The sequence below is a fragment of the Holtiella tumoricola genome (assembly GCF_027857615.1).
In the GTDB taxonomy this organism is placed as follows: Bacteria; Bacillota; Clostridia; order Lachnospirales; family Cellulosilyticaceae; genus Holtiella; species Holtiella tumoricola.
Map to the genome: position 1 here is coordinate 15,930 of NZ_JAQIFT010000049.1, position 25,829 is coordinate 41,758.

Annotated in this window: 26 protein-coding genes; 24 read left to right on the top strand and 2 right to left on the bottom strand. The window is 34.4% G+C overall.

The annotated features are described in order from the left end of the window. Positions 1–48: 48 nt before the first annotated feature. The 17 genes from spoIVA (at position 49) to purB (ending at position 19,158) form a co-directional block, all read left to right on the top strand. On the top strand, positions 49–1,527 hold the full coding sequence (gene spoIVA / locus PBV87_RS13790) for a stage IV sporulation protein A (RefSeq protein WP_053983960.1): 1,479 nt from the start codon (positions 49–51) through the stop codon (positions 1,525–1,527). A gap of 48 nt (positions 1,528–1,575) precedes the next feature. After that, entirely contained in the window at positions 1,576–3,609 is a 2,034-nt protein-coding gene (locus PBV87_RS13795; protein ID WP_198524890.1) for a biotin/lipoyl attachment domain-containing protein, read from the top strand. 12 nt (positions 3,610–3,621) lie between these two features. Next, positions 3,622–4,311, top strand: coding sequence for a YggS family pyridoxal phosphate-dependent enzyme (locus tag PBV87_RS13800; RefSeq protein WP_271012652.1), 690 nt, complete (start codon positions 3,622–3,624; stop codon positions 4,309–4,311). A gap of 31 nt (positions 4,312–4,342) precedes the next feature. Beyond that, a complete protein-coding gene (locus PBV87_RS13805) occupies positions 4,343–4,819 on the top strand; it encodes a cell division protein SepF (protein ID WP_053983957.1) in 477 nt (158 codons plus the stop codon). A gap of 25 nt (positions 4,820–4,844) precedes the next feature. Continuing rightward, complete coding sequence (locus PBV87_RS13810; protein ID WP_271012653.1) at positions 4,845–5,615, top strand: YlmH family RNA-binding protein; 771 nt, start codon at positions 4,845–4,847, stop codon at positions 5,613–5,615. Between the two features lie 15 nt (positions 5,616–5,630). Beyond that, positions 5,631–6,206 carry a DivIVA domain-containing protein gene (locus PBV87_RS13815; RefSeq protein ID WP_053983955.1) on the top strand — a complete coding sequence of 192 codons (576 nt, stop codon included), beginning with the start codon at positions 5,631–5,633 and terminating at the stop codon, positions 6,204–6,206. Positions 6,207–6,208: 2 nt separating this feature from the next. Continuing rightward, the gene (aroB, locus tag PBV87_RS13820) at positions 6,209–7,291 is read left to right on the top strand and encodes a 3-dehydroquinate synthase (protein WP_271012654.1); all 1,083 of its coding nucleotides are present in this window, start codon (positions 6,209–6,211) and stop codon (positions 7,289–7,291) included. Positions 7,292–7,330: 39 nt separating this feature from the next. Continuing rightward, positions 7,331–7,825, top strand: coding sequence for a signal peptidase II (lspA, locus tag PBV87_RS13825; RefSeq protein ID WP_053983953.1), 495 nt, complete (start codon positions 7,331–7,333; stop codon positions 7,823–7,825). Between the two features lie 5 nt (positions 7,826–7,830). Then, on the top strand, positions 7,831–8,742 hold the full coding sequence (locus tag PBV87_RS13830) for an RluA family pseudouridine synthase (RefSeq protein WP_271012655.1): 912 nt from the start codon (positions 7,831–7,833) through the stop codon (positions 8,740–8,742). 192 nt (positions 8,743–8,934) lie between these two features. Then, positions 8,935–9,465, top strand: a complete 531-nt coding sequence (pyrR, locus tag PBV87_RS13835; RefSeq protein WP_053983951.1) for a bifunctional pyr operon transcriptional regulator/uracil phosphoribosyltransferase PyrR — start codon at positions 8,935–8,937, stop codon at positions 9,463–9,465. Positions 9,466–9,490: 25 nt separating this feature from the next. Next, complete coding sequence (locus PBV87_RS13840; protein ID WP_198524889.1) at positions 9,491–10,813, top strand: uracil-xanthine permease family protein; 1,323 nt, start codon at positions 9,491–9,493, stop codon at positions 10,811–10,813. 188 nt (positions 10,814–11,001) lie between these two features. Then, on the top strand, positions 11,002–12,234 hold the full coding sequence (locus tag PBV87_RS13845; RefSeq protein ID WP_271012656.1) for a competence/damage-inducible protein A: 1,233 nt from the start codon (positions 11,002–11,004) through the stop codon (positions 12,232–12,234). Positions 12,235–12,304: 70 nt separating this feature from the next. Beyond that, positions 12,305–13,366, top strand: coding sequence for a recombinase RecA (gene recA, locus PBV87_RS13850; RefSeq protein ID WP_334305095.1), 1,062 nt, complete (start codon positions 12,305–12,307; stop codon positions 13,364–13,366). A gap of 336 nt (positions 13,367–13,702) precedes the next feature. Next, positions 13,703–14,338, top strand: coding sequence for a regulatory protein RecX (locus PBV87_RS22920; RefSeq protein WP_053983948.1), 636 nt, complete (start codon positions 13,703–13,705; stop codon positions 14,336–14,338). 119 nt (positions 14,339–14,457) lie between these two features. Then, positions 14,458–15,987 (top strand): ribonuclease Y, encoded by a 1,530-nt coding sequence (rny, locus tag PBV87_RS13860; protein ID WP_053986291.1) that lies wholly within the window; start codon positions 14,458–14,460, stop codon positions 15,985–15,987. A 305-nt stretch (positions 15,988–16,292) separates the two neighbouring features. Next, positions 16,293–17,483, top strand: a complete 1,191-nt coding sequence (locus PBV87_RS13865) for a pyridoxal phosphate-dependent aminotransferase (RefSeq protein WP_271012658.1) — start codon at positions 16,293–16,295, stop codon at positions 17,481–17,483. Positions 17,484–17,727: 244 nt separating this feature from the next. After that, entirely contained in the window at positions 17,728–19,158 is a 1,431-nt protein-coding gene (purB, locus tag PBV87_RS13870) for an adenylosuccinate lyase (protein ID WP_053983946.1), read from the top strand. 71 nt (positions 19,159–19,229) lie between these two features. On the opposite strand, the gene PBV87_RS13875 is transcribed toward purB, so the two are convergent. Together PBV87_RS13875 and PBV87_RS13880 are read right to left on the bottom strand one after the other, a co-directional pair. After that, a complete protein-coding gene (locus tag PBV87_RS13875; RefSeq protein ID WP_053983945.1) occupies positions 19,230–20,168 on the bottom strand; it encodes an SPFH domain-containing protein in 939 nt (312 codons plus the stop codon). A 59-nt stretch (positions 20,169–20,227) separates the two neighbouring features. Continuing rightward, on the bottom strand, positions 20,228–20,698 hold the full coding sequence (locus tag PBV87_RS13880; RefSeq protein ID WP_271012659.1) for an NfeD family protein: 471 nt from the start codon (positions 20,696–20,698) through the stop codon (positions 20,228–20,230). Between the two features lie 128 nt (positions 20,699–20,826). Between PBV87_RS13880 and proC the strand changes: the two genes are divergently transcribed. The 7 genes from proC to fliF all read left to right on the top strand — a co-directional run bounded on the left by proC (position 20,827) and on the right by fliF (position 25,829). Further along, positions 20,827–21,618: a pyrroline-5-carboxylate reductase gene (gene proC / locus PBV87_RS13885; RefSeq protein WP_053983943.1), complete on the top strand. Its 792-nt coding sequence runs from the start codon at positions 20,827–20,829 to the stop codon at positions 21,616–21,618. Positions 21,619–21,627: 9 nt separating this feature from the next. Next, complete coding sequence (locus tag PBV87_RS13890; protein ID WP_053983942.1) at positions 21,628–22,164, top strand: NUDIX hydrolase; 537 nt, start codon at positions 21,628–21,630, stop codon at positions 22,162–22,164. 66 nt (positions 22,165–22,230) lie between these two features. Further along, a complete protein-coding gene (locus PBV87_RS13895) occupies positions 22,231–22,797 on the top strand; it encodes a hypothetical protein (protein ID WP_053983941.1) in 567 nt (188 codons plus the stop codon). Positions 22,798–23,012: 215 nt separating this feature from the next. Continuing rightward, entirely contained in the window at positions 23,013–23,378 is a 366-nt protein-coding gene (gene flgB / locus PBV87_RS13900) for a flagellar basal body rod protein FlgB (protein ID WP_271012660.1), read from the top strand. Positions 23,379–23,452: 74 nt separating this feature from the next. Beyond that, positions 23,453–23,893, top strand: a complete 441-nt coding sequence (gene flgC, locus PBV87_RS13905) for a flagellar basal body rod protein FlgC (protein WP_271012661.1) — start codon at positions 23,453–23,455, stop codon at positions 23,891–23,893. Between the two features lie 55 nt (positions 23,894–23,948). Next, positions 23,949–24,212, top strand: coding sequence for a flagellar hook-basal body complex protein FliE (locus tag PBV87_RS13910; RefSeq protein ID WP_198524887.1), 264 nt, complete (start codon positions 23,949–23,951; stop codon positions 24,210–24,212). A 21-nt stretch (positions 24,213–24,233) separates the two neighbouring features. Continuing rightward, positions 24,234–25,829, top strand: coding sequence for a flagellar basal-body MS-ring/collar protein FliF (gene fliF / locus PBV87_RS13915; RefSeq protein WP_053983937.1), 1,596 nt, complete (start codon positions 24,234–24,236; stop codon positions 25,827–25,829).

The following is a 25,829-nucleotide window of genomic DNA, read 5'->3' on the forward strand; positions in this document are numbered from 1 at the left end:
ATATATTTAAATGTACCCATACATTTTAAATAGAGGAGGCGTTTTTTAATGGAGTATTATGATATCTACAGAGATATTTCAGAAAGAACCAATGGAGACATTTATTTGGGCGTAGTAGGTCCAGTACGTACAGGTAAATCTACATTCATTAAGCGTTTTATGGAAGCACTTGTTATTCCTAACATTGAAAATGAACATAGCAAAGGGCGTGCACAAGATGAATTGCCACAAAGTGGAGACGGTAAGGTCATTACAACGACAGAGCCTAAATTTATTCCTAATGAAGCTGTGAATATTAAAATTGGTGGCGACTTTGATGTAAATGTACGCCTTATCGATTGTGTAGGCTATATGATTCCAGAAGCAGAAGGACATATGTATAATAACGTGCCACGTATGGTTAAAACACCTTGGTTCGAAGAAGAAATCCCATTTATGCAAGCAGCAGAAATTGGAACCAAGAAAGTTATTAATAACCATTCAACAATAGGTGTTGTTGTAACTACAGATGGTAGCTTTACACAAATTCCAAGAAATAATTACATAGAGGCTGAAGAACGTGCGATTAATGAACTTAAAAAGATAGGAAAGCCTTTTATTGTGATCTATAATACAAAGAGACCTTATGCACCAGAAGTATTAGAAGAAACGGCTAACCTATCTAGAGAATATGATGTGCCAGTTCTTCCTATCGATGTTGCTCAAATGAAAGTAGAGGATATTAATAATTTACTTGAAAAAGTACTTTATGAGTTCCCACTGAATGAGGTTCAATTCATGCTTCCTAAATGGATTGAAACTTTAGAAAATGAACATTGGCTCAAAAAGCAATGGGTAGATTATATTAAAGAAGTAATTTATCCATTAGAAAATATTCGTCAAATTAAGCAGAGCCTAGAGCAATTTAAAGATCTAGATTTTATTAAAAATGTTTATTTGGAAAAGATTCGTTTAGGTGAAGGCGTTGTTAAAATTGATGTCAACACAACAGATGATTTATTCTATCGTGTACTTTCTGAAACAACAGGTATGGAAATTAATGGTGATCATGAACTTATGACGCTTATTAAAGATTTAGCAGATACAAAACGTGAATATGATAAAGTTGCTTATGCACTTAATGAAGTTAAACAAAAAGGTTATGGTGTTGTAGCACCTGTATTTGATGAACTTACATTAGAACAACCTGAAATTGTGAAACAAGGTAATAGTTTTGGTGTGAAACTTAAAGCAAGTGCACCAAGTTACCACATTATTAAAGCCAATATCCAAACAGAAGTTTCTCCAACAGTGGGTACGGAGAAACAAAGTGAGGATCTTATCAATTACATGATGAGTGAATTTGAAACAGATCCAACAAAAATTTGGGATTCTAACATTTTTGGTAAGACACTTCATGAACTTGTTAATGAAGGTTTACAAAACAAACTTTATCGTATGCCAGAGGATGCACAAACTAAACTTCAAGATACCCTTCAAAAAATTATTAATGAGGGGAATGGCGGTCTTATTTGCATTCTTTTATAAGACGACTTTTAAAGGCACATTGTGCCTTTTTTTTATTTGTATCTTCCGATGCTTGCAAGATTAAACAATCCATTATATGATACTATTAAAGAAAATATTGGAAGTGAGCAGATGAAAAAAACAAAAGGAAAAAATGAAAACAAAAAAACAAAAAAGTCTTCCGCTAATGGCTATTCCAATAGTACGGGAGCTTATAATTTAGATGATTATCGCAGTAAGAAGCGTAATTACTATAATCCTTATGGAAGTGATACACAAGATTATTCTACCCCTTCTAATCCTTATCGTAAGCAATATAATACCAAAGCCAATCAGTCTAGTACTAATAAGAGTAAAAGGACAACGGAATCAAGGGCACCTCAAAGAGGTTATACAAACCCTTATGAGGATCGCTATACACCAAGACAAAATACAAAAAGTAGTAATACTTCATATGGGTATCCTTCATCCTATAGTGAGAGAGGGGTTAATAATCCTTATGAAAGAGAGTATGGGGAGCAATATACATATCAAGGGGTAGAGACGAAGACACCTGAACAACGTAAGGCAGAGTTACGTAGTAAAAATAAGATAACACGTAAAGAAGCCCAACAAAATACTAAGAGACGTAAAAAACGTATGGTTAAGAAAATGGCAATGATTATGGTACTTGTCATGTTTATGAGTTATGGCGTTGTACGTGCAATTGACTTTTTTGTTTATCCATCCGTTTCGTATCAAACAGTACAACGTGGGGTAATAGATAATTCAAATCTTTATAGTGGGATTATTTTTAGAGATGAAGCAGTTTATGAAAGTACGAAGACAGGGGATATTCATTACATAGTAGGAGAAAGTGAAAAGGTTGCAAAAGACGGTAGTATTTGTTTAGTTGCAAAAAGCTCCGAAATTGATGCATTAAAAAAACAGCTTTATGCAATTGACGATACACTTTATAGCAAACAAGATAAAAGAAGTGAACTTTCGTATTATCAACCTGATGTGAAGCAAGTCAATGACACACTAAAAGCTGAAATGGCTAATTTTGTGGATAGCAAGTATTGGGAAAATCCTAAAAGTGTCTATACACTACGTCAGTCTTTAGATAAAACTATTGAAGAGCGTACAGCACTTTACGTTCAAGATGAATCAAAAACAACGGAAGGGATTAAGGGCGCTCGTACAGAGGTATTAGAAAGCCTAAAAAATAATCAATCAGCCCTTAAAGCACCTGAAGCAGGTATTGTATCTTATGGTCTAGACGGCTATGAAGCAAATTTAACTGAAGAAGTATTAGAAAATATGACTCTTGAAAACTATAAAACACTCCAAAACAGTGTCAAACAATCTGAAGTTACCATAGCACCGTTACAAACAGAAGCAAATACACCACTTTATAAGATTATTCGTAGTGATAAATGGAAAGTAGTCACTTATATTGATAGCGAAGATGCATTAAGTCTAGAACAAGGTAAATATTATGAACTTTATTTTGACAATACTAAACGTGATCATGTACGTTTTAAATTAGAAAGTAAAGAAGAAGGTGAAAAGACAAAACTGGTATTTAGTGCAAATGAATACTTAGTCGACTTCTTAAATAATAGACAAGTTTCGTTTAGTATTGGACAAAATAGAGCAGAAGGGGTAAAAATACCGATTAAAGCAATTGTTGAAAAAAATATTTTATCTATTCCAAAAGAGTATGTTGTAGAACAAGGCTCTGAAAAGGGTATTTTAAAAGTACAAGGGCAAACAAGCGTATTTACACCTATGCGTATTCAATATGATGATGAGAAAAATGTTTATATTATGCAACAAATTGAACAATTACAAGGTGTAGGATTAGGGACAGTTATAGCTCATCCTGAAGGAGGAAGCCAATATACCGTTTCTGAGCTTGAAACAGTACAAGGGGTATACACCGTTAATGGACAGTTTGCTCAGTTTAAACGTATTGCTATTCAAATGGTAAATGAAGAGTATGCTATTTTAAGTAGTGGAAAAGAAAATAAACTTAAAGAATTTGATCAAATTATTTCTAATCCAAAAAACATAAAAGAAGATCAGCTTCTTAAGTATATGAATGTTCAAAATGAATAGATAGGTGATGAGATGAAACAAGCATTAGAAAATATAGAAAGCCGTATGGCGCAAAGTGCTATTAAAAGTGGTAGAAAACCAGAAGATGTAACACTGATTGCAGTTTCAAAGACATATCCAGTAGAAGCCATTGAGCAAGCTTATGCATTAGGCTGTAAAGACTTTGGAGAAAATAAAGTTCAAGAGTTAATGAGTAAGATAGAAAACATACAAAATCCCATTGAATGGCACCTTATAGGGCATTTGCAACGTAATAAAGTAAAATACGTGGTTGGGCATGTATCTCTTATTCACTCTGTAGATAGTTTAAGATTAGCCAAGGAGATTCAAAAAGAATCATTGAAAAAGGATGTAGTGACGTCTATCTTATTAGAAGTAAATGTAGCGAAAGAAGAATCTAAGCACGGTATTTATATGGATGAAGTATTAGAACTTGTTCACGAAATTTCTAAAATGTCACATGTAAGACTTAAAGGATTTATGACGGTAGCACCTTATACCCAAAACCCAGAGGAAAATAGGTCAATCTTTAGACTGCTTTATAACTTATCAGTTGACATCCAAAAACAAAACATTGATAATATAAGTACAAGTATATTATCGATGGGTATGAGTAATGATTATGAAATCGCTATCGAAGAAGGGGCTACCCATGTCCGTATTGGTACCGCTCTCTTCGGTACACGCGATTACAATAGATAAAAAATATTCATCAAATTAGGAGGCGTATGCGATGAAAGCAATAATGACTAGAATGAAGGACATTCTCTTCTCTAATGAAGACTTTGAAGATGAAGAAGATGAATTCGAAGAAACACAACCTATGCAACAAGAACCTATTCAACCAAGACCAAGACCAGCATCAACTTTAAACATGCCACAGATGCAACCAAGACTAGCACCTGTGACGCCTGCACCAACACAGGCATCAACTAAAGAGAAAATGGAAATATTAAATTTTACAATGTCTGCTTATGAAATGACAGGTGAAGTAGCAACTTATATTAAAAATAGAAAACCAATCATTGTAAATATGAAAAATCTTACACCAGGGGAAGTACAAAGAGCAGTAGACTATTTAACGGGTGCATGCTTTGCACTAAATGGTACAGTAGAATGCATTACAGATCAAATTTATATTTTTGCACCTGAAAGCGTTAATATTACGCCAGAAGTAATTAAGCAAAAAAACATGTGGCCAACAGCATAGGCCATTAGACTAAAGGATTACTAAAATGAATTGGATGAATATAGCGGATCAAGATGAAAAACATTTCTTAAAGATGGTAATCGAATACAATGAAAAGGCAAGTAGGCAGTATCGTATGCTGTCTACCCCTTTTTATAATCGTGACTGGATGGAAGAAGTGTTAAATCGCTACCATCTTCTGACGCAGCTAGAATCGTATACTTTTTTAGGGGGCTATGAATACGCAGAACGACAAGTACTTGCCTTTGGTTATGAGGAAACTTATATGGAATGCCCAATACGCGCATCAAAAATTACTGTCAAAACAGGTATTGGTAAACCATTAAGTCATCGTGACTTTTTAGGGGCTTTATTGGGGTTAGGGATTAAAAGAGAAACAATAGGTGATATTATCCCAACAGATTTTGGGGCTTATGTCATTGTGCAAGAAGAAATGAGTGATTTTATTGGTACATACCTAACAGGAATAGGAAGATATCAAAAAATTACAGTAGAAGAAATAACTTTCGAAGAAATGCAAATTGAATCCCCTAAGACAAAAGCTGTTACAGGAACAGTACCATCATTAAGAGTCGATGCAATTTTTGCATTAGCTTTTGGTGTATCACGTAGTGAAGTAGTAAAATTGCTTGAACAAGAACGTGGAAAAGTAAACGGTATGAGTGTTCGAGGGAGCCAGCTTATGAAAGTAGGCGATACAGGAACGTTAAGAGGATATGGGAAAATGCGATTATCTGCTATAAATGGTTATACCAAAAAAGAACGTATGCATCTTACCATAGAAAAATTTATATAGGGGGAATCCGTAAATATGTTATCACCAGTTGATATTCAAAATAAAGAATTTAAAAAAGCTAAAATGGGTGGCTATAATATAGCAGAAGTTAACGAGTTTTTAGATGAGGTATTAGAAGGCTATCAACAGCTTACAAAGGAAAACTATGAACTTAAAGATAAGTTAAATATGCTTAATGAAAATATACAATATTATCGTACAATGGAAGCTACAATCCAAAATGCTTTAGTTCTAGCAGAAAAAACTGCACAAGATACAAAAACTTTAGCTTACGAAAAAGCTGATCAAATTAAAAAAGAAGCAGAACAAAAAGCTGAAAGTACCCTTGAACAAGCAAAACAAGATATTTATGCTTTAAGTAATAAGCGAGAAGAACTTAAAAAACAATTTTTAGCTATGAAAGTTCAAATCAAGCAAATGCTTCAAGCACAACTTGAAATTTTAGAGCAACAAAATATTACAATGATGACAGATGAGATCAGCTCACCTATAAAATATGAAAGAACAGCAGATGAAGAAGCTGCAGCGACAAGTGAAGATGATGATACTTTCTTCACAAAAGAATTTACCCTTTTAAGTGATGAGGCTTAAGTATGAAGCAATTACAAAAGACGGCGACAAGGCCGTATCACATCATTGTAACAACTGATTTTAACAAACTTAAAGAATCCATTTGTGAAGTTGTAAAACCAAGTAGCATTATGGTGATTACAGACACACATGTTGGACCATTATATTTAGAGGAAGTATGTAAGCAACTCGAAACAATTGCACCTGTCTTTTCACATCAATTTGAAGCCGGCGAACAATCTAAGTACCTTGGAACAATAACCAAGATTTATGATAAGCTTATTGAATGTGAAATGGATAGAAGTAGTCTTATTGTAGCATTAGGTGGTGGTGTTGTAGGGGACATGAGTGGATTTGTAGCTTCAAGCTATATGAGAGGTATTCCATTTGTACAGATTCCTACAACAATCGTTGCGCAAAATGATAGTAGCATAGGGGGTAAAGTAGGCGTTGATTATTTAAAACATAAAAATATGGTTGGTGCATTTTATCAGCCAGTACTTGTTTATACCAATTTATCTACTTTAAGAACTTTGCCTGAAAGAGAGATGATTTCAGGTTTAGCTGAAGTTTTAAAGCATGCTTTTATCAAAAATAAAGCTTTATATGATTATCTTAACGATAAAAAGGATAAAATATTGGAACAAGACTTAGTGGCTTTAGAAGAAATGACCTATTATTCTTGTCTTGTAAAATGTAGTGTAGTGGAAGAAGATACAAAAGAACTTGGACTAAGGAAAATTCTCAACTTTGGACATACGTTAGGGCATGCTTTAGAGACTGTGTCTGACTTTACCATTTTACATGGAGAATGTGTTGCTTACGGTATAGTAGCAGCAAGTTTTATAAGTTATAAACGTGGTTTATGTACTCAAGAGACATTAGAAAACGTTACAAACTTATGTAAAAGCTATCATCTTCTTCAACCTGTCATGCCATTTGACATAAAAGAAGTCCTTCATCATGTGCTCTTTGATAAGAAGAAAGCTTATGGGAAAGTAGCATTTATTTTAATAAATGACATAGGTGCAGTTGAAATTGTTAAAGATGTTACAGAAGATGAAATGCAACAATCACTTATATATATCCAAGAAACGTGCCAGTAAGCACGTTTTTCTTATGAGGAAGAGAAAGGAAGAACTCGAATGAAATTTATTACACCTATTAGTATTGCATTGTTAGTTTTATTAGACCAAATAACAAAAATCTGGACGGTAAACCACTTCCAAAATACCGGTGCTGAAAATATTGTTTTATGGCCAGGTGTATTAGAACTGACTTATGTTGAAAATAGAGGTGCGGCCTTTGGTATGATGCAAGGGAAAGTATGGCTCTTTGTGCTGATTACAGCAGCTGTATTAGGCGTTATTTTATGGTATTGGCGTTCTATACCGGAAAATAAGTCAGGAGTATGGATGAAAATCGCACTTGTTTTAGTTGTAAGTGGAGCCATTGGGAATTTAATTGATCGTGTATTTATTCATTATGTACGTGATATGATTTATTTCTCATTAATTGATTTCCCTGTCTTTAATGTGGCAGATATGTGTGTTGTAGGTGGCGTAATCTTACTCTTCCCAATTCTTTTATTTGGAGAACTTGAACTTGAGGATACGAAAAAAGTAAACAACGAGGATTAGACATCATGAATGAAGAAATCATTTTAAACGTAGAAGAAGCAGGGCTTAGACTTGATAAATATTTAGATGAGCAGTTAGCTGACTATACAAGATCTTTTTTACAAAAGCAAATAGAAGAAGGTCGTGTTACTGTCAATGGAAAAGTACAACCCGCAAGATATAAGGTGAAGCAAGGTGATGAGCTACTTGTTATAATTCCAGAACCTGTAGAAGTGGATATTGTAGCAGAGAATATCCCAATAGATATTGTTTATGAGGATGATGACATTATTATTGTGAATAAACCTCAAGATATGGTTGTACATCCTGCACCAGGAAACTATACAGGAACATTGGTAAATGCTTTGCTATATCATTGTAAAGATGGGCTTTCAGGTATAAATGGTGAGATTCGACCAGGAATTGTTCACCGTATAGATAAAGATACATCGGGTATATTAATGATTGCTAAAAATGATAAAGCCCATCTAATGCTTTCTAATTTATTAAAAGACCATCATATTACAAGACGTTATCATGCGATTGTCTATGGTAACTTCAAGGAGACAGAAGGCACCATAGAAAAGCCAATAGGAAGGTCTCCTAAAGATCGAAAGAAGATGGCTATTGTACAAGATGGGCGTTATGCTAAAACTCACTATCGTGTAATTGAACAGTTTAAACAGTTTGCTTATGTAGAGTTAACCCTCTATACAGGAAGAACGCATCAAATACGTGTCCATATGACAAGTATAGGGCATCCCCTTTTAGGAGACCCTGTTTATGGGCCTAGTAAAATGATGTGGGGAATTGAGGTACAAATGCTACATGCTAAGGTATTAGGATTTGAACATCCGACTACAGGAGAATATGTAGAATTTACAAGTGAGTTACCAGAACTATTTAGTACAACCCTTGACAAACTTAGAAAGATGTGATAGCCTGTTAAAGACGAAGTCCTTTAAGAGTAGTCCGGGAGGCTAACAAGGATGTACTGATCGGTTTTTATAAGTTTATTAAAATAGCGTAGTGTTACGTTATTTTGGTCATGTATATCTACAAGGTTTCTTATGGACGATTCCATAAGAAACCTTTTTTTATGCCCAATATGAAAAATGAGGAGGAAGAAGATGGTTCATAAAATTTTGTTAGATGAAACAGCAATGAATCGTGCGTTAACACGTATTGCACATGAAATTATTGAAGCCAATAAAGGTGCAAAAGATATTATTCTTGTTGGAATTGAAACAAGAGGTGTACCACTTGCATACAGATTGGCAGAAAAGATTAAACAAATTGAAGAGGTAGATGTACCAGTAGAAAAAATTAATATTGCCTTTTACAGAGATGATTTAGAAAAAAAATATGCACAACCTGTAACAGGTGAAAGTAATGTACATGATATTAACGATAAAACAGTCATCTTAGTGGATGATGTTATTTACACAGGGCGTACAGTACGTGCAGCTATGGACGCAGTTATGGATCTTGGAAGACCAAGTTATATTAAACTTGCTACGCTTATTGACCGTGGTCATCGTGAACTTCCAATAAGACCAGATTTTATAGGTAAAAATATTCCTACATCTAAAAAAGAAATTGTACATGTACGTTTACAAGAAATAGATGGGGAGAATTACGTTTTACTAGAAACAAAATAATATTTTATTTAATGGAGGGGTAAAAATGGAGATGGAAAATATTACGACAGGGAAGAAGTTAGTATTAGGTTTACAACATGTCCTTGCAATGTTTGGTGCCACAGTTCTTGTACCTATGTTGACAGGATTAAATCCAGGGCTTGCAATATTAGCAGCTGGTATTGGAACACTTGTGTTTCACTCAGTAACAAAAGGTATTGTACCTGTATTTTTAGGATCAAGCTTTGCATTTATCAGTGCAATTAGTTTAATACTTTCTCAATACGGTATTGGCGTTGTAAAAACAGGAATAATTGCAACAGGATTAGTTTATATCATGATGGCAGGTGTGATTAAATTAGTAGGCGTAGAAAAGGTTAAATCTTTCTTCCCTCCAATTGTAGTAGGTCCGATGATTATGGTTATTGGTTTAAGATTAAGCCCTACAGCGATTAATATGCTTCGCGTAGATGGAACAGATGCAAATCTCTTAGCAAATTTACCAGCAGGAATACCTGCAGACTTACCAATAGAGGTTATTCGTAGTATGCCTATTACATTACCTTTAGACTTCAATAAAGTATTGGTAGCACTTCTTGTAGTGGCAGTCGTTATTGCTATTTCAATTTGGGCACGTGGTTTCTTTAAAATGATTCCAATCCTCATAGCTGTTGTATTAGGTTATGTAGTATGTTTAGCGATGGGAATGGTAGATACTCAACCTATTATGGATGCAAGTTGGATTGGCTTATCAGAAGCAGCCATGAGTGATTTAACAACTTTACCTGCTTTTAATGCAGATGCGCTTGCAGGGATTTTAGCTATTGCACCGATTGCATTAGTTGTATTTATTGAGCATATTGGTGATATCACAACAAATGGTGCTGTAGTAGGTAAAGACTTCTTTGAAAATCCAGGTGTACATCGTACACTTTTAGGTGATGGTTTAGCAACAATCGTAGCAGCACTACTTGGTGGTCCTGCTAATACAACATATGGAGAAAATACAGGTGTACTTGCAGTAACAAAAGTATACGATCCAAAAATTATTCGTATTGCAGCATGTTTTGCAATAGTACTTAGTTTATGTGGTAAGTTTACAGCAATTGTACAAACTATTCCAGGTGCTGTTATGGGTGGTATTAGTATTGTACTCTTCGGAATGATTGCAGCAGTAGGTGTACGCACTGTAGTTGAAGAGCAATTGGATTTTAAACATAGCCGTAACTTGCTTATTGCAGCTGTAATCTTTGTAGTAGGAATTGGTGTATCAGATGTTCCAGTTTGGGGTACTATTACAATTTCTGGTCTTGCAGTAGCAGCTTTATTAGGTGTTGTTCTTAATAAGCTTTTACCACAAGATTTATAGGAGAATGTTATACTAAAGTAAAAATAGTGTTATACTAGGTAGGAAGATGGACTTCCTACCTTTTTTATATGATAAATATATTTAAATATTAAGACAAAAGGGAAGAGAAATATAGAAGTATAGCGTTTTATGATGAAAGTAATAGGGATGAATAAAATTTTCAGCACATAAAGAAAGGGATGATCAATATGAAAGCTGAGATTTTGGCAGTAGGGAATGAAGTGATTACAGGACACACTGTAAATACAAATGCCAGCTTTATTGCAAGTAAACTTCAAGACTATGGCATTTTGACAAGTTATCATACAGCGGTAGGAGATTCAAAGGAAGATATTGAACGTGCTTTAGAAACTGCATTGAAGCGCACAGATGCTATTTTTATAATAGGTGGTTTAGGGCCTACAAAAGATGACTTAACAAAAGAGGTCGTATGTGAATACTTAAGGAAGCCACTCGTATTTTATGAAGAGATTTATAAAGATATCACTGAGTATTTTGCAAGAACAGGGCGTACAACACCAGAGAATAACCGTAAACAAGCTTACTTCCCTAAAGATGCTTATATATTAAACAATGATTGTGGAACGGCCCCAGGGTGTCTAATGGAGTCAGAAGGGAAAATAGTTGTGCTCTTACCAGGTCCTCCTAAAGAGCTTATGCCTATGTTTAATAATGAAGTGTGCCCGTATTTAGAACAAAAGATGGATGGGGTATACTATACTTTGGATATTAAATGCTTTGGAATTGGTGAAAGTCATCTAGCCGAACAAATAAGTGATCTATTAGGCGAATTTGAAGACTTAGTTGTGGCACCTTATGTAGGTAAGTTAGAAATCATATTACGTATAAGAGCCTATAAAAAGACCTATCAAGAAGCTTATGAAGCAGTAGAAGAAATGAAAAATAAAATAGAGTCCCGTTTAAAATCTCATATAGTTGGTTATAATGATGAAGAAATTGAAGAAATTATTTTGAAAATAATTAAAGACAAGCATTTAACTTTATCTACGGCGGAATCTTGTACAGGAGGGCTTTTAGCTGGCACATTAGTCAACTGTAGTGGAATCTCTAGCTACTTCAAAGAAGGCGTAGTGACTTATAGTAATGAAGCTAAGATGAAATATTTAGGTGTAAAAAAGGAGACACTTAGTCAGTATGGTGCAGTAAGCCATGAGACAGCTAGGGAAATGGCAGAAGGTGTTAGAAAGGCAGCTCAAGTAGATATTGGACTATCTACAACGGGGATTGCAGGGCCAGATGGTGGTACTATGGAGAAGCCTGTAGGGCTTGTATATATAGGGATTGCATTACCAGATGAAACCCTAACCTATGAGCTTAGATTGGAAGGGGATAGACAGGAAATAAGAAATAAAGCAGTCAAACATATTTTACAAAGGTTGCTAGAAAAACTTCATAATTAGACTTGCTATTTGAATGGAACTTAGGTATAATGATGTAAAGAACAAATGTTCGATATGATGAAGAGGTGAGATGATGAATAACGAATCAAAAAAAGCATTAGATGCTGCGATTTCTCAAATACAAAAACAATTTGGAAAAGGCTCAATTATGAAGCTTGGGGAAGCTACAGAAACGAGTGTTTCTACATTCCCGACTGGATCATTAAGTTTAGATATCGCATTAGGTGTTGGGGGAGTACCACGTGGAAGAATTATCGAGGTTTATGGACCTGAATCATCAGGTAAAACAACAGTAACCCTACACATGATTGCAGAAGTACAAAAAATGGGTGGTATTGCAGCATTTATCGATGCTGAGCATGCACTTGACCCTGCCTATGCTAAAAAACTTGGTGTAGATATTAATGAATTATATATTTCACAACCAGACAATGGTGAACAAGCTCTTGAAATTGCCGAGACAATGGTACGCTCTGGTGCAATTGACCTTGTAATCGTAGACTCTGTAGCAGCACTTGTACCACGTGCTGAAATTGAAGGGGATATGGGGGACTCACATATGGGTCTTCAAGCAAGATTGATGTCACAAGCGCTTAGAAAGCTTACAGGAGTTGTTAATAAATCAAAATGTACAGTTGTATTTATCAACCAGTTACGTGAAAAAGTAGGTATTACATTTGGTAGTAACGAAACAACAACAGGTGGACGTGCACTTAAATTCTATGCTTCTGTTCGTTTAGATGTAAGAAAGATTGAAACACTTAAACAAAGCAATGAATTTATAGGAAGTCGTACACGTGTAAAAGTTGTTAAAAATAAAGTAGCACCACCTTTCCAACAAGCAGAATTTGATATTATGTATGGTGAAGGTATTTCTAAAGAAGGTGATGTACTAGACCTTGCAGCAAATATCGATATCGTTAATAAAAGCGGTGCATGGTATTCATATGGAGACGTTCGTTTAGGACAAGGGCGTGAAAATGCCAAAGTATTCTTAAAAGAAAATCCAGCTTTATTAGAAGAAATTGAATTGGCTGTACGTAATCACTATGGTGTGAATAAAGCAGAGTCAGAAGTGCCAGTAGAGGATTTAGAAGACACAGAAGATATGATGCTTGATTTTGAAGAGTAAGAAAAAGGTTCTAACATCTCATATAGGATGTTAGAACCTTTTTCTATTGTAAGATGTGCTATACTTATGTTACATAACAGGTGAAGTATTTTAAAGGGGTGTAAGAGCATAAAAAATATACTTTTAAATAGCGTAAAGGAATGATGAAGGTCTCACAAATAATAGTGAAATAACTTGTGTATTTGGCAGTGTACACTAATGCTGTGGAATGGTATCTAAGTAATATCTAGATAGATGGCTGGTTGATAAAATAGGGTGTGAGGCTTTTGAATAGGAAGGCTATAGGATATACTTAAATGACGTTTAAAAATAAAAGAAAGTGGGCATGATTAAAAAGTGGATATAAAATATGAAATTACAGCAATAGAACCACAGAAAAAAGATCCAGACCGTTCTTCGGTTTATATAAATGGAGAATTTTCTTTTGGTGCAAGTAATAAAGCAGTTGAACGGTATGGACTTGTAGCAGGAATGGTATTGGATAATGCGGGTTATGAGGCTTTAATGTCTAAACTTCAATTAGATAAGGCTAAAATGCGTGCACTTAACAGCATAGCAAGAGGCGATAAGACAGAGCAACAAATGCGTATGTTACTATTAAAAGCCGAATATAGCGAATGGATTATCGAAGAAGTTATAAGCTTCCTCAAAAAATATAGCTATATTAATGATGAAAATTTTGTCAAGCGTTATATGAATTCAAAAGTAAAATATAATCATAAAAGTTTGAGAAAAGTACAGTCAGAACTTTATAGTAAAGGTATTGTTGTTAGTGATCTTGAAACATACAAAGAGAAGTATGCAGAAGAAGAAGAAGAGAACATTTTATACTTTTTAAATAAGTTTAAGTATAGTTCTGAACTTGAATATAAAGACAAACAAAAAATTATTAATCGTATTTTGACACGTGGTTTTTCTTACAGTGCAGTAGAACGTTGCATTCGACGTCAAAATGAGGGGCTGTTTGACTAATGCCAATGCTTGACAGTGATTTTAAAAAGTTATACAATTATGTTGTTATTTGCACGTTTTTAGCACAAAAATAGGGAGGTGGTCATATCATAAATAATGTTTCCGTAATCACAGTGATTATGGTCGTACTGATTAGTATTGTAGTTGGAATATTATGCTTTGCAGCAGGCATTCTTTATAGAAAACGTATCGCAGAAGCGCAAATTGGTTCAGCAGAAGAAAAAGCGCGAAAAGTCATAGATGATGCTATAAAGACTGGGGAAGCTAAAAAGAGAGAAATGCTTTTAGAAGCAAAAGAAGAGAATATTAAAGTTAAAAATGAATTAGACAAAGAAGTAAAAGAACGTAGAAGTGAATTGCATCAGCTAGAGAGACGTTTAGTACAAAAAGAAGAAGTACTTGATAAAAAATCTAATCAATTTGAACAGAAAGAAGAACAGCTTCAAGTGAGATTAGATAAAATTGAAAAAACTAAGCTACAAATTGAAGAAATTGAAAGAAAGCAGTTAGATGAACTAGAACGTATTTCAGGACTTACATCAGAGGCTGCAAAACAATATCTTCTTAAGACCATCGAAGATGAAGTAAAACATGAGTCAGCACTTCTTATTAAAGAAGTTGAAGCAAAAACAAAAATGGAAGCTGACAAAAAGGCAAAAGAAATCCTTACGAATGCTATTCAAAAGTGTGCAGCAGACCATGTTGTGGATACAACAGTATCCGTTGTTCCATTACCTAATGATGAGATGAAAGGACGTATTATTGGTCGTGAAGGTCGTAATATTCGTACTTTAGAAACATTAACAGGTATTGATCTTATTATTGATGATACACCTGAAGCGGTTATTTTATCAGGATTTGATCCAATCCGTCGTGAGATTGCAAGGATTGCCCTTGAAAAACTCATTGTAGATGGACGTATCCATCCAGCACGTATTGAAGAAATGGTAGAAAAAGCACGTAAAGAAGTTGAGGTCCTTATTCGTGAAGAAGGGGAAGCAGCTACATTTGAAACAGGGGTACATGGGCTTCATCCAGAGCTTATTCGTTTACTTGGTAAGATGAAGTTCAGGACAAGTTATGGACAAAATGTACTTAGACATTCTATTGAAGTTTCAAACTTAGCAGGTCTTATTGCAGGAGAATTAGGTTTAGATATTCGCCTTGCAAAACGTGCTGGTTTACTTCATGATATAGGTAAATCTGTTGACTATGAAGTAGAAGGTTCACATGTAAGCATTGGTGCAAACCTTTGCCGTAAATATGGTGAAAATGCAGTGGTTATTAATGCTGTTGAAGCACATCATGGTGATGTAGATCAAGAAACAGCTATTGCAGTTATTGTACAAGCTGCAGATACTATTTCTGCTGCACGTCCAGGCGCACGTCGTGAAACTTTAGAAACATACATTAAACGTTTACAAAAACTTGAAGAAATTGCAACGTCATTTAAAGGTGTTGATAAATCCTTTGCAATTCAAGCAGGTCGTGAAGTGCGTATTATGGTTGTTCCTGAAGAGGTAGATGACGAAGGACTTGTACTTCTAGCAAGAGAAGTTACAAAACAGATCGAAAAGGATCTTGAATATCCAGGTCAAATAAAAGTAAGCATCATAAGAGAGACGCGTGCAACAGAGTACGCAAAATAAAAGAAGAGGTGTCTAGTGACACCTCTTCTTTTATTTGTTTAAGTATCTACATAAAAATGAATCCATTATACATTTTTATTGCACAGAATAAACAAAAATAAAAAGAAACATACGATAAGCTTGTTTACTTAAGTTAAGAATCATTAAAGTTGAAATAAAAGATTAAGCATATAGAACAAAAAAAAGATTAATGAATAAAATAATATTAAGTTACTAAATGAAAGATTAAAAATGAATCTTGCAAAAGTCAGATAAATAAATTATAATGATACTAATATTTCAAAAACTAAGTGGAGGATGATAGTATGATTTCTAGATTAGCAAGTAGTATAGCACCTTCTTCGACATTAGCCATTACAGCTAAAGCTAATGCTATGAAGGCTGAAGGAATAGATGTTGTAGGATTTGGTGCAGGTGAACCGGATTTTGATACACCAGATTATATTAAAGAGGCAGCAATTCGTGCCATTGAAGAAGGATTTACGAAATATACACCTGCATCAGGAATCATAAGTTTAAGAAAGGCCATTGCTCATAAATTGCAGGTTGAAAATAATGTAAGTTATACACCAGAACAAATTGTGGTTAATAATGGAGCAAAACATTCTTTGGTGAATACTTTTATGGCCATATTAAATCCTGGAGATGAAGTGCTTATACCTGCACCATTTTGGTTGAGCTATCCAGAAATGATTAAGATGGCTTACGGAGAACCTAAAATAGTTTATACACTTCAAGAAGAAGGCTATAAGTTAAAGCCAGAGGCACTAGAAGCTGCAATAGGTCCTAATACTCGAGCTATTGTTTTAAATTCTCCTTCAAATCCAACAGGGGTTGTATATACAAGAGAAGAAATTAAAGCTATTGCTGAAATGGCTGTTAAACATGACTTATGGATTGTTTCAGATGAAATCTATGAATATTTAGTTTATGATGGTGCTGAGCATACATGTATTGCTTCACTATCAGATGAAATTTATAAACATACTATTACGATAAATGGTTTATCAAAAAGTCATGCAATGACAGGGTGGAGAATAGGTTATATTGCAGCACCTCTTGAAGTTGCAAAAGCTGCAGGGAATATTCAGAGTCATGCAACATCTAACCCCAACTCTATTGCGCAAAAAGCAGCAGAAGCAGCCCTTGATTTAAGTCAAGACTTTGCTAGAAACATGGTAAAGATATTTGAAGAAAGATGTAAATTAATGTATGAAGGGTTAAATGAAATTGAAGGTTTTAATTTGATTAAACCACAAGGTGCATTCTATTGTTTTATTAATATATCTAAGCTTTATGGCAAACAGTATAATGGTGAAGTCATTCAAACAGCTGCAGACTTTGCTAGAGTGATTTTAGAAGCAGAAAATGTTGCAGTAGTACCTTGTCAAGATTTTGGAGCGCCAGACTGTATTAGGCTTTCTTATGCCATTAAAGAAGAGGCGATCATAAAAGGTCTAGATCGTATCAAAAAATTTGTAGAGTGTATGGAATAAATAAAAGAGGAAGCCAGTTCAAAATAGCTTCCTCTTTTATTGTAAGAAAATAGTTTAAGGTAAGTTGTTATAGAGTGATGATTTGGTGGCAAAATAGATAGAGATGTTTAAGGTAAAATTTAAAAAGTGAACAAAAACTAAAAAAATAAATAAAAGGTTCGAATTTTATTGAGTTTCATGTAAATATTCATTATAATATAAGTGAATGAGACGCAATGAGCGTATGAAAGAGAGGAAGAAGCATATGAGAGATACTTATCAAAGTCCTTTAGCAGGTCGCTATGCAAGTCGCGAAATGCTTTATTTATTTTCTGAGGATAAAAAATTTAAAACATGGCGTAAATTATGGGTGACTCTTGCAGAAACAGAAAAAGAGTTAGGTCTAGCAATTACAGATGAACAGCTTGAAGAAATGAAACGTTATATGGATACCATTAACTACGATGTTGCAGATGCATGGGAGAAAAAAGTGCGTCATGATGTAATGGCTCATGTGCATGCTTATGGAGAACAAGCTACAAGTGCGATGCCTATTATACATTTAGGTGCAACAAGCTGTTATGTAGGCGATAATACAGATTTGATTATTATGTATGAAGCTTTAGAACTTTTACGTACTAAAGTTTTAAATGTAATGGAGAAACTTACACAATTTGCACTTAAATATAAAGACCTTCCAACTTTAGGGTTTACACATTTCCAACCAGCTCAGCTTACAACAGTAGGTAAGAGAGCTACTTTATGGCTTCAAGAGCTTTGGTTAGATTTAGAAGAAATAGATCATCTTTTAGCTGGGAAACGACTTAGAGGCGCAAAAGGTACAACAGGTACTCAAGCAACTTTCCTTAATTTATTTGAAGGAGATTATAGCAAGGTTAAAGAACTAGATAAGCGTATTGCGAATAAATTAGGTTATGAAGAAGTATTTCCTGTAACAGGTCAAACTTATACAAGAAAAATAGATAGTCAAATTTTAAATGTTCTTAGTCAAATTGCTCAGTCAGCTTATAAATTTAGTAATGATATTCGTTTACTTCAAAATTTAAAAGAAGTAGAAGAACCTTTCGAAAAAAATCAAATAGGTTCTTCAGCAATGGCATACAAACGTAATCCAATGCGTAGTGAACGTATAAGTGCACTAGCGCGCTTTGTAATCTGTGATGCACTTAATCCAGCGATTACATCTTCAACACAATGGTTTGAAAGAACACTAGACGATAGTGCGAATAAACGTCTTGCTGTATCTGAAGCCTTTTTAGCAATCGATGCTATTTTAGAAACTTATATGAATGTAGCAGATGGAATGGTTGTTTATCCAAAAGTTATTGAAACACGTATTTTAAGTGAGCTTCCATTTATGGCAACAGAAGTAATCTTAATGGAAGGTGTAAAACGTGGGGGTGACCGCCAAGAACTTCATGAAAAAATTCGTGTACTTTCTATGGAAGCGGCTAAAGAAGTAAAAGAACATGGTAGACCAAATGATTTAATTGAACGTATTTTAGCAGATGGTACTTTCAAAATGTCAGAAGAAGAACTGCGTGGTATTTTAAAACCAGAGAACTTTATTGGATGTGCAAGCATGCAAGTTGAAGATTTTATTGGTGAAGTGATTCGTCCACTACTTGATGCAAATCAAAATGTACTTGGGCGTGAAGGTGAAGTACGCGTTTAATATGAACTAAATAGTAAGAGCCCTATAACAATACTTGTTATAGGGCTCTTACTATTTGTTTGAGAGAAAAATTATTGATCAGACATAACTTCTTTGATTCCTTTAAAGGTACCTAAGAAGTTAACAGCATCTGATGGAAGAATCAATTTACTTGCATCACCTTCAGCAATTTTTTCTAGTGCTTCCATAGAACGTAGTGCAAGGACTTGGTCATCTACACCAGCATCTTTCATGGCAAGTAGAATCGCCTTTGTACCTTCAGCTTTAGCATTTTGAATTTGAAGAATCGCTTCAGCTTCGCCTTGTGCTTTTAAGATAGAGGCCTGGCGTTGGCCTTCTGCTGCATGGATAAGGGCTTCTTTCTCTGCTTCAGCTCGTAAAATAGCAGACTCTTTATTTCCTTCCGCTTCTAAGATAGCAGCAGCTTTTTCACCTTCAGCACGCAGTACCGCTTCTCTTCTTTGGCGTTCAGCACGCATCTGCTTTTCCATAGCATCTTGAATATCTCGAGGAGGGAGGATGTTTTTTAATTCTACACGGTTTACTTTGATTCCCCATTTATCAGTTGCCTCATCAAGAATGGCACGTAGTTTAGTATTGACTACATCACGAGAAGTAAGTGTCTCATCTAAATCTAATTCACCAATAATATTTCTAAGTGTAGTAGCTGTTAAATTTTCGATAGCACTAAGTGGATTGGCAATTTCAAAAATAAAGTTTACAGGATCAGTTACTTTGTAATAAACAACAGTGTCAATTTGCATTGTAACATTATCTTTTGTAATAACAGGCTGAGGTGGGAAATCTAAGACAGACTCTCTCAAATCAACGATCGTATAGATTCTTTCAATAAAAGGTAAAATAAAGTTGACTCCTGTCTCTGCTTTGCGGCTAAACTTCCCGAGTCGCATCACAATGCCTACACTAGATTGTTTGATGATTTTGATAGAACTTAAGGTAATAACTAAAATAAAGAGAACTAAAATAATAAGACCGATCGTTAATGGCATGATTAAACCTCCTAAGAATAGTAAAAAATTAAGTTTATTAAGCTATACTTTTATAGGTTTTACATTTGTTCCATATTAGGGTTAGTAGAGTTAGAGTCAACTGGTACTTCGTGAACGACTAATCGTACACCACGAATTTCATCAATGATTACTTTTGAACCTTTTTTTATAGGTAAATCATTGCTTGAGATGGCACTCCAGATTTCACCATCTAGTTTAACTTGACCTACATCTGTAGCATGCTCACCGATCGCTTCTAGTACAGTACCGGTCTTTCCAATAAGAGCATCGATATTCGTAGCAATAGCATCTCTTTTAGAAAAATGAGCTGTGCAGTATTTTGTTAAGGTAAGTAATAATAAAATAGAAATGGTAAGAAAGACAATAAGTTGAATGGCAACATTTGAAGTGATAAGTGAAGTTATAAGTGCAGCAAGGGCACCAACAGTAAACCAGATGAGAAAGAATCCGCTATTAATCATTTCTGCGATTGCAAAGATGATTCCTATGACAAGCCACATAAGCCACATAAAATCACTCCTTTCATTTGGGCTGTACAATGTTATAATAAAATTGTACGCAATAGAAACGTATTATACTGTAAATTATAACATAAGTATAAGAATATTCAAAATAAAGTTAAGGAAAGAGGTAAGTCATGAAACGATTTGGATTTATTGGTGTTGGGAATATGGGTGGTGCAATGATTGGTGCTATTACTAAATATTTTGAAGAGAAAGTGGCTCTATTTGATGTAGATAGCAATCAATATAACAAGTTTGATGCAACGCGTATTATAGGCTGTACATCTGTAGAAGAATTGGTTAAACAAACAGATATTATTATTCTTAGTGTGAAGCCACAATATTATGAAATAGTATGTAGCCAAATCAAAGAACTATTAAATGAAGAACAGGTTATTATAACTGTAGCGCCTGGTGTAAGTATTAATAAGATGCAGACACTTTTAGCAGGTCATAAAAAAATAATACGTACCATGCCAAATACACCAGCTTTAGTAGGAGAAGGTGTTACAGCATACTGTTTTGAAGAAGGTGTGATTTCAAAAGAAGAAATTGAAACCATAGAATCAAGATTTAACGCCTTTGGACGTAGTTTCAAAATAGTAGAAAATCAGATGAATGCAATCGTTGCATTATCAGGATCATCACCTGCATATGGTTATATGTTTATTGAAGCCATGGCAGATGCGGCTGTGCGCTTTGGTGTGCCTAGACAAATGGCTTATGAAATGGCTGCACTCTCTATTAAAGGAGCATGTGAGATGGTGTTAGAGACTAAAGAACATCCAGCAGTTTTAAAAGATGCTGTAACCTCACCAGGTGGAACAACCATTGAAGCAGTAGCAAAATTAGAAGAAACGGGCTTTAGAAATAGCGTTATAAGTGGCATGAGCGCGTGTTTCGATAAAGCTAATCGTATGAGTTAGGAGGTAATCATGGGGGCTAAACGTATTGGACGTAAAGAAGTCTATAAAGGGAAAATATTTACGATTGTACAAGATGAAATCCTATTTGACGATGGCTCGGTAGCACAGTGGGACTTAGTTGTACATAATGGGGCATCGGCAGTTGTACCTATCACAGAAAATAAAGAAGTTATTTTAGTTAAACAATATAGAAATGCTAAAGATGGTTATGTATTAGAAATCCCAGCAGGTAAACTTGAAAAAGGCGAAGACCCTCTTGAATGTGCTAAACGAGAACTAGAAGAAGAGATTGGCTTTAAGGCGGGAAGAATGACTAAAATTTGTAGTATGTTTACTGCTGTAGGATTTAGTGATGAGCGTCTACACTTATATATGGCAGAACAATTACAAGTAGGTAAACAAAACTTGGATGAAGATGAATATATTGAAGTTGTAACCTATCCGATTACAAAAGCAGTAGAGATGATTTTTAAGGGAGAAATCTGTGATAGTAAGACAATAGCTGGATTACTTGCGGTAGAAAATTTATTGAGGTATTCTAAATAAGTTCTAAACTTAGCCTTATGCTCATAAAGTAAAAAGAGAGGACAAACCTTATGAGGAGGAAGCTAAGTGAAACGAGCGATAAAATCTTTTTCAAAAGGATTTATGAATACAGATTTAGTATGGCTTATGGTTTGCATGATAGGTATACTTGTTGGAAGCTTATATGGTGTGAGTATGAAAAGTGATGTAGCTTTTATGGGGAGTTTAACAACTATTGTTCAAGGAAATGCTTTGATACAGGAAAACTCATTTCTGATTTTGAAGAAAGCTGTGTGTATTCATCTGATTCAATTATTAGGAATATGGGTAACAGGACTTACAAAACCAACAAGGTATTTGGGTATGGCTATATTGTTTTTTATAGGTTTTAATTATGGATTTAGCATTTGTGGTATTTTAATGCTCTACGGGCTAAAAGGTATAATTATGAGTGTTTTACTTTTTGGTATACAGGCTGTAGCATTACTTTTTTTAGGCATTATGGTAGGTGAACATAGCTTAAGATATGGCGTAAAGGGAAAAGAGAGCTATGGTAAAGTTTATCATCAATTAATTATTTATTGTGTAGTAGGTGCTATAGTAATAAGCCTTGTAGATGCTTATGTACAACCTTTTGTAAGAAATTTATTTTAATACTATAGGGTAAAATGATGTCGTAAGATATGTTTTACCCTATTTTTATTTGGTTATAAATAGTTTTTAAATAAAAAAAGCGACGAAATAGGGGGAAAAAGTGGGAAAAATAAGAAACATAGATGTTGATAAATGACAAGTAAAGTTATATAATTGTATAAGAATAAATAGGTTTTAAAGAAAACTATTTAAATTTAGAAGTAAGGGGGGAAACAATGATGTTTCGTGATATCGATGTAACCAATAAGGTACTAGATGCAACCATGATGAAGTTTGGTGCAGTAGTTGGCAATGTTACGAATGTAGATACACCAGGCTATAAAAGGCAAGAAGTGTCTTTTGAAACGCAACTAGAGTCAGAAATTCAAAAAAATGGAACAAAAAATATAACTGTTGAGAACCTTTCACCTGTTACCTATACTGATCGAAGTACACTATCATATCGTATAGATGGAAATAATGTAGATATTGATAAAGAAATGTCAGAACTTGCGCAAGTTAAATTGCGTTATGATGCTTTAATTCAACGTGCAAATGCACAAATTCGTCGTTATACATACATATTACAGAATATAAAATAATTAGCTGTGAAATATAAAAATTCTAAAGAAGTATAAGAGATATAAATATTAAATATAAGATAGGGGGATGTGTAATGTCGTTTTTTGGATCAATGGATACCTCAGCATCAGGAATGACCGCACAACGACTGAGATTAGATATCATATCTCAGAATATAGCGAATGCCAATACAACACGTACTGCTGAAGGTGGTGCTTATAAGCGAAAGGGTGTTATTTTTGAAAGCGTGAATCAAAATAATAGCTTTAGTAGTATTTTAGGAGAGTATACAAATGGCAATCATAAAGGAGTGCGTGTGGCAGAAATCGTAACAGATGAATCACCTTGTCCACTCGTATATAATCCAACACATCCAGATGCGAATGCAGAGGGATATGTAGAAATGCCAAATGTAAACACTGTGGATGAAATGGTAAATATGATTTCTGCTAGTAGATCATATGAAGCCAATGTAACAGCCTTTAATGCAATGAAAGCTGTTGCAACAAAAGCTTTAGAAATTGGCAAAGGGTGATAAGGAGGTTAGCTAGATGATAGATTCTATAAGCGGGATTAGTAAGAACCTATCCGTGGTCGAACAAAAATTAGAGAGAAAAACAGATGATGGTATCTTTCAAGGGGCACTTGAATCTGCGCAACAATTACTAGAAGCAACGGTTAAAGCGGAAAATGAAACAAGTGAACTAAGTTATGATTTTATGACAGGTAAAACTGATAATATTCATAATTTAATGATTGCTCAAGAGAAATCAAGTATTCTTCTACAATTTACTATGCAAGTTCGAAATCAAGTTATGCAAGCGTATCAAGAAATTATGCGAATATCTGTCTAGTAAAAGGAATGAGGTGAATACATGCAAGAGACAATAGAGCAAGCATCAACGCAATTAACCGAAAAATGGAATGGGCTTTCTAAAAAGCAAAAAATAAGGTTAGGCATTGGCGCAAGCTGTATTATTCTAACACTGATTGTTGTAGCGGTAATATTTACAAGACCTAAATATGAAGTGGTTTTAAGAAAGATTACTGAATCAGATATTGCAGCGGCAGCAGAAGTTTTAGATAATGAAAAGATTACATATGAAATTATTGATGATGGTACAAGTTTACAAGTTAAAGATAAGGATGTTGTCAATGCAAAATTAGCATTAACGAGAGAAAATGTACCAAAAGGTGGATATACTTTTGAGGATGCAATTAACAATAGTATGTCTACAACAGAGAGTGAAAAACGTGCAAAAATGAATCAACTTGCAGAAGTTGAATTAGAACGTGCGCTTACTTCTATGGATGCTATTGATTATGCAGATGTAAGATTGGTGGTTCCAGAAGAGAAAAACTCCTTTATTGCTTCAAAACAAGAAAGTAGCGCAAGTATTTTAGTTACTCTAAACACACCTCAAACAAGTAAGCAAATCGAAGGAATTGCTCGATTTGTTTCAAGTAGTGTATCAGGACTTAAGATGGAAAATATTAATATCATTGATACAGAGGGGAATAGCTTATACATAGGGCAAGAGGAAGATACGCTGTCAACTAATAAGCAACAAGAAATTAAATTAGCAGCAGAAAAAGACCTTGGAGCTAAAGTCAAACAAATATTAGAACCCATTTATGATGAAGTACGTATTAGCTCAAATCTTATTCTGAATTTTGATCAATATGAAGAAATGAGAGAAGAATATGTCCCACAATTTGAAGAAGATGGGCGCGGCATTATTCGAGTGGAGAAAGAACAAACTACTGAAAGCACCAATAGTCAAAATGGTGCAGAACCAGGTGTAGCAACGAATAATGGAGAAGCACCTACTTATCAAGTTGGTGATGGGGGAACAGGTGAATCTAAAACAAGCAATAAAGAGATAGAATATGTAAATAATAAAGTTATTTCAAATATAGTTAAAAATCCAGGTGATATTGATTATAAAAACTCTACTTTAGCTGTAAATGTATTTAAAAATAAAGTTTATAAGCAAGAGGAAGTAGAAAAAACATTAGATAATAATGTAACATGGGAAATATTTAAAGAAACAAATAGTGTAAATAGACCAATAGAAGTTAAGCAAGAAATTGTAGATTCTATTCGATATGGGACAGGGGTTGACAACGTGGTTGTATCAGGATATGAAAAACCCGTTTTTATTGACACAGTACCATATGAAGTAGAGTTTACAGATTATCTACCATTTATCTTAATACTCCTTATTGTATTAGTTGCTGCATTTGCTCTATTCAAGTTTAGAAAACATGATGAAGATGTTGAAACAGAACCAGAACTTGAAGTTGAAGAAATGCTTAGCGTTGCTAAACAAGATCTTAAGGAACTTGAAGAGATTGAACTTAAAGAAACACTTGAAACCAAACGTCAAATTGAAAGATTTGTGGATGAAAAACCAGAAGCTGTTGCAAATCTATTACGTAACTGGTTATCAGAAGATGAATGGGAGTGA

What these genes read in the sequence shown, in the direction of transcription:
- purB (WP_053983946.1), top strand. Translation starts at nt 17,728, where the DNA reads ATGAGAGATACTTATCAAAGTCCTTTAGCAGGTCGCTATGCAAGTCGC.
- flgC (WP_271012661.1), top strand. Translation starts at nt 23,453, where the DNA reads ATGTCGTTTTTTGGATCAATGGATACCTCAGCATCAGGAATGACCGCA.
- PBV87_RS13800 (WP_271012652.1), top strand. Translation starts at nt 3,622, where the DNA reads ATGAAACAAGCATTAGAAAATATAGAAAGCCGTATGGCGCAAAGTGCT.
- PBV87_RS13845 (WP_271012656.1), top strand. Translation starts at nt 11,002, where the DNA reads ATGAAAGCTGAGATTTTGGCAGTAGGGAATGAAGTGATTACAGGACAC.
- PBV87_RS13890 (WP_053983942.1), top strand. Translation starts at nt 21,628, where the DNA reads ATGGGGGCTAAACGTATTGGACGTAAAGAAGTCTATAAAGGGAAAATA.
- PBV87_RS13815 (WP_053983955.1), top strand. Translation starts at nt 5,631, where the DNA reads ATGTTATCACCAGTTGATATTCAAAATAAAGAATTTAAAAAAGCTAAA.
- flgB (WP_271012660.1), top strand. Translation starts at nt 23,013, where the DNA reads ATGATGTTTCGTGATATCGATGTAACCAATAAGGTACTAGATGCAACC.
- aroB (WP_271012654.1), top strand. Translation starts at nt 6,209, where the DNA reads ATGAAGCAATTACAAAAGACGGCGACAAGGCCGTATCACATCATTGTA.
- spoIVA (WP_053983960.1), top strand. Translation starts at nt 49, where the DNA reads ATGGAGTATTATGATATCTACAGAGATATTTCAGAAAGAACCAATGGA.
- recA (WP_334305095.1), top strand. Translation starts at nt 12,305, where the DNA reads ATGATGAATAACGAATCAAAAAAAGCATTAGATGCTGCGATTTCTCAA.
- PBV87_RS13805 (WP_053983957.1), top strand. Translation starts at nt 4,343, where the DNA reads ATGAAAGCAATAATGACTAGAATGAAGGACATTCTCTTCTCTAATGAA.
- PBV87_RS13875 (WP_053983945.1), bottom strand. Translation starts at nt 20,168, where the DNA reads ATGCCATTAACGATCGGTCTTATTATTTTAGTTCTCTTTATTTTAGTT.
- PBV87_RS13840 (WP_198524889.1), top strand. Translation starts at nt 9,491, where the DNA reads ATGGAGATGGAAAATATTACGACAGGGAAGAAGTTAGTATTAGGTTTA.
- pyrR (WP_053983951.1), top strand. Translation starts at nt 8,935, where the DNA reads ATGGTTCATAAAATTTTGTTAGATGAAACAGCAATGAATCGTGCGTTA.
- rny (WP_053986291.1), top strand. Translation starts at nt 14,458, where the DNA reads ATGGTCGTACTGATTAGTATTGTAGTTGGAATATTATGCTTTGCAGCA.
- lspA (WP_053983953.1), top strand. Translation starts at nt 7,331, where the DNA reads ATGAAATTTATTACACCTATTAGTATTGCATTGTTAGTTTTATTAGAC.
- PBV87_RS13795 (WP_198524890.1), top strand. Translation starts at nt 1,576, where the DNA reads ATGCTTGCAAGATTAAACAATCCATTATATGATACTATTAAAGAAAAT.
- PBV87_RS13865 (WP_271012658.1), top strand. Translation starts at nt 16,293, where the DNA reads ATGATTTCTAGATTAGCAAGTAGTATAGCACCTTCTTCGACATTAGCC.
- PBV87_RS13810 (WP_271012653.1), top strand. Translation starts at nt 4,845, where the DNA reads ATGAATTGGATGAATATAGCGGATCAAGATGAAAAACATTTCTTAAAG.
- PBV87_RS13830 (WP_271012655.1), top strand. Translation starts at nt 7,831, where the DNA reads ATGAATGAAGAAATCATTTTAAACGTAGAAGAAGCAGGGCTTAGACTT.
- proC (WP_053983943.1), top strand. Translation starts at nt 20,827, where the DNA reads ATGAAACGATTTGGATTTATTGGTGTTGGGAATATGGGTGGTGCAATG.
- fliF (WP_053983937.1), top strand. Translation starts at nt 24,234, where the DNA reads ATGCAAGAGACAATAGAGCAAGCATCAACGCAATTAACCGAAAAATGG.
- PBV87_RS13880 (WP_271012659.1), bottom strand. Translation starts at nt 20,698, where the DNA reads ATGTGGCTTATGTGGCTTGTCATAGGAATCATCTTTGCAATCGCAGAA.